The 2850-nt window shown below is 66.7% G+C and carries 3 protein-coding genes and 1 pseudogene; 1 reads left to right on the forward strand and 3 read right to left on the reverse strand.

Going from position 1 to position 2850, the window contains the following annotated elements; translation table 11 throughout:
* Both AC2VOP_RS15900 and AC2VOP_RS15905 read right to left on the reverse strand, forming a co-directional pair.
* Positions 1 to 556, reverse strand: a 556-nt coding sequence (locus tag AC2VOP_RS15900) for an ABC transporter ATP-binding protein (RefSeq protein ID WP_486954203.1), incomplete at its 3' end; no start/stop codon positions are given.
* A 121-nt stretch (positions 557 to 677) separates the two neighbouring features.
* Positions 678 to 2020: pseudogene (locus AC2VOP_RS15905) on the reverse strand (carotenoid oxygenase family protein).
* Positions 2021 to 2043: 23 nt separating this feature from the next.
* On the opposite strand from AC2VOP_RS15905, the gene AC2VOP_RS15910 reads away from it, so the two are divergent.
* Entirely contained in the window at positions 2044 to 2499 is a 456-nt protein-coding gene (locus AC2VOP_RS15910; RefSeq protein ID WP_486961884.1) for a TetR family transcriptional regulator, read from the forward strand.
* On the opposite strand, the gene rplL is transcribed toward AC2VOP_RS15910, so the two are convergent.
* Positions 2492 to 2850 (reverse strand): 50S ribosomal protein L7/L12 (gene rplL, locus AC2VOP_RS15915; RefSeq protein WP_486951869.1); only part of this gene is annotated, 359 nt, incomplete at its 5' end. The two genes, AC2VOP_RS15910 and rplL, sit on opposite strands and share 8 nt — an antisense overlap.

Genomic DNA, 2850 nt, shown 5'->3' on the forward strand with positions numbered 1-2850 from the left:
TGTCGAGGAGCAGCTGGCTCAGGTAGGCGGTGCGCACCGGGTCCAGGCCGGAGTCCGGCTCGTCGCACAGGATGATCTGCGGGTCGAGCACCAGCGACCGGGCCAGACCGGCACGCTTGCGCATACCGCCGGAGATCTCACCGGGAAACTTGTTCTCGTCACCGGTCAAACCGACCATCTCGAGCTTCTCCATGACAATGTCACGGATCTCGCTCTCTTTCTTCTTGGTGTGCTCGCGCAGCGGGAACGCGGTGTTGTCGAAGAGATTCATCGACCCGAACAGCGCGCCGTCCTGGAACATCACGCCGAACAGGGTGCGGATCTCGTAGAGCTCCTTGGCGGTGCACTCCAGAATGTCGGTGCCGTCGATGATGATCGAGCCACGCTCCGGGCGCAGCAGGCCTATCAGTGACTTCAAGAAGACGGATTTGCCGGTACCCGAGGGACCCAGCAGCACGCTGACCTCACCCGGCGGGATGGTCAACGTGACATCTTCCCAGATCCGGGCCGGCCCGAAGGACTTGGTCAGCCCTTCTACCTCGATGGCAACACCCATTAGGCGGTCCTTCCGCGACGTTCGCTCTCCCCTGGGAACCCCAGAGGGCCGTGAGGCTTAGGTCACTGTAGCGCACGGGACCCGCGGGTGGTGGGCCTTGTCTGCCGAGAATAATTTCGGCTCAACCGGTCGGCGCCCAGTTGCCGTGGAAGCCCATCGGCACCCGCTGCGGCAGGTGCACGGTGGCCAGCGGCTCACACGTCGGGGCGTCGAGCAGCAGCAGCTGACCCTCGTCGCGGCCGCGGTGATAGCCGTAGCCGATAAGGATACCGTCGTCTTCGGCGCTTTCCCCTCTCGAGCCTCCGGGGCGGGGCACGAAGGACATCTCGCCGATCAGCAGATCCGGATCGAGAGGGGCGATCATGCTGGATCCAGCGGTGAAGTCGTGCTTGTACAGCGCCGTCGACATCTCGGATGCCCCACCGTCGACGAACCCGCCGTCGACGCCGACGGTGTAGCCGAAGCGGTGCTTGCCACCCAGCAGCGACTCGTTGATCCGGGGAAACTCCTGCGAGCGGTCATCGAGGCGGTCCGTGCTCACCGCGCCGGCGGCCAGGTTGACGGTCCACCGATCCAGGGTGGGGGCGCTGTCGCCGGGACCGCGCCGGTCGCGGTCGAACATCCGCTGGTAGCGCACCACGTCGAGCACCAGCACCTCGACACCGTCTCTGGTCTCGGAGTAGGCGTTCAGCGGATGGTAAACGTAGCAGGGTTCAATCTCGAACCACCTGATATCGGTGTTGCCGCCGTCGCGGGGCAGCACCCCGATCCGCGCGGGGTAGTCAGGATTCCATGCGTAGGGCATTCCAGCGGCAGGTCTGGTGTCGCGGTTGATCATCGCGGTGATCGGACTCGGCACCCGCACCCGGCCGACGAGCGACTGCAACACCAGCCGGGCGGGCAGTCGCAGCCAGCGCGGCACCGCCATCTGCGCCAGCTGGGCCGCGTCGAAGGTGACCGGCAGGTCGTAGATCACCACGTACTTCTCGGTCAGGGAGAAGTCGTGCATCATCGGCGAGCCGGTCACCTCGATGTCGACCGTGCGGCGGGCGTGTCCGGCGGTGTCGATCACCGAGTACTGCACGCTGTTTTTCCGGCATGGCCCAGCACATTGGTGTTGGCGCCGACGGAGAGCATCCCGGCGCGTGGGTTGAGCCGGGTCGGTGTGGGCTCGCCCAGGATGGCGCAGACCGCGGCGGTGCGGACCCAGCGGTTGCGGTACCAGCGGGCCTGTCCGTCGCGCAGGGCGACCCCGTGCACCATGCCGTCGCCGGTGAACCAGTGGTAGGTGGCCGGGTCGACCTCGGCGGCCGGGTTGGGGCCGTTGCGCAGGTAACGTCCGTCGAGGAACTCCGGGATCTGCCCGGTGACCGGAAGGTCGGTAGCGGTGAGCTCGGTGTGCACCGGGGCCAGGAAGCCTTCCAGGTACGGGTTGGTCGATTTCGCGGTGTCGGTGGTCGTCATCACTGAGCTCCTATAACGCTGTTATGACGGTGTTATGCACCGTACGCCTACAGACCCGGAAGATCGCCACCGCGGCCGGCACCTCGACAATGGCCGTGTACACGCATTTCGGCGGGATGCAGCAGCTGATCACTGCGGTCGCCGAGGAGGGGCTTCGTCAGTTCGCCATCGAGCACCCACACCTGTACCGGTTGATGTTCGGCACCACCAGCGCGCACGGCATCAGCGCCCCGGCACGCAACATGCTCACGCTCGCGGTGGGCGAGATCAGCGACCACTACCCGAGCTTCGCCCACGTGGTGGACGCGGTACACCGGTCGATGCACGCGCACCGGATCGCCGCCGGTTCACCCGATGACGGCGCCACCGCGGTGGGACCGGTGCTGGCGGCAATGACGTCGAACCTGCTGACCGCGCTGGGGGATACCCCCGAGCAGGTGGACCGGTCGCCGCGGTCGATCAGCGACCGCCCTATTTGACGGTAACGGTCGCGCCGGCGGCCTCGAGCTTGGTCTTGGCCTCCTCGGCGGCCTCCTTGGCTACCTTCTCCAGCAACGGCTTGGGAGCCCCGTCGACCAGGTCCTTGGCCTCCTTGAGGCCCAGCCCCGAGACGACTTCGCGCACGACTTTGATGACGCCGATCTTTTTGTCGCCGGCGGCCTCGAGGATGACGTCGAACTCGGTCTGCTCCTCGGCGGCTTCCGCAGCGGGCGCGGCGCCCGGGGCGGCGGCCGCAGCGACGGCGACCGGCGCGGCCGCGGTGACCTCGAAGGTCTCCTCGAACTTCTTGACGAAGTCCGACAGCTCCAACAGCGTCATCTCCTTGAAGG

It is taken from the genome of Mycobacterium sp. TH-M106 (genome assembly GCF_057473765.1).

Coding starts and splice junctions, on each gene's coding strand:
- AC2VOP_RS15910 (WP_486961884.1), top strand. CDS start 2,044: ATGACGGTGTTATGCACCGTACGCCTACAGACCCGGAAGATCGCCACC.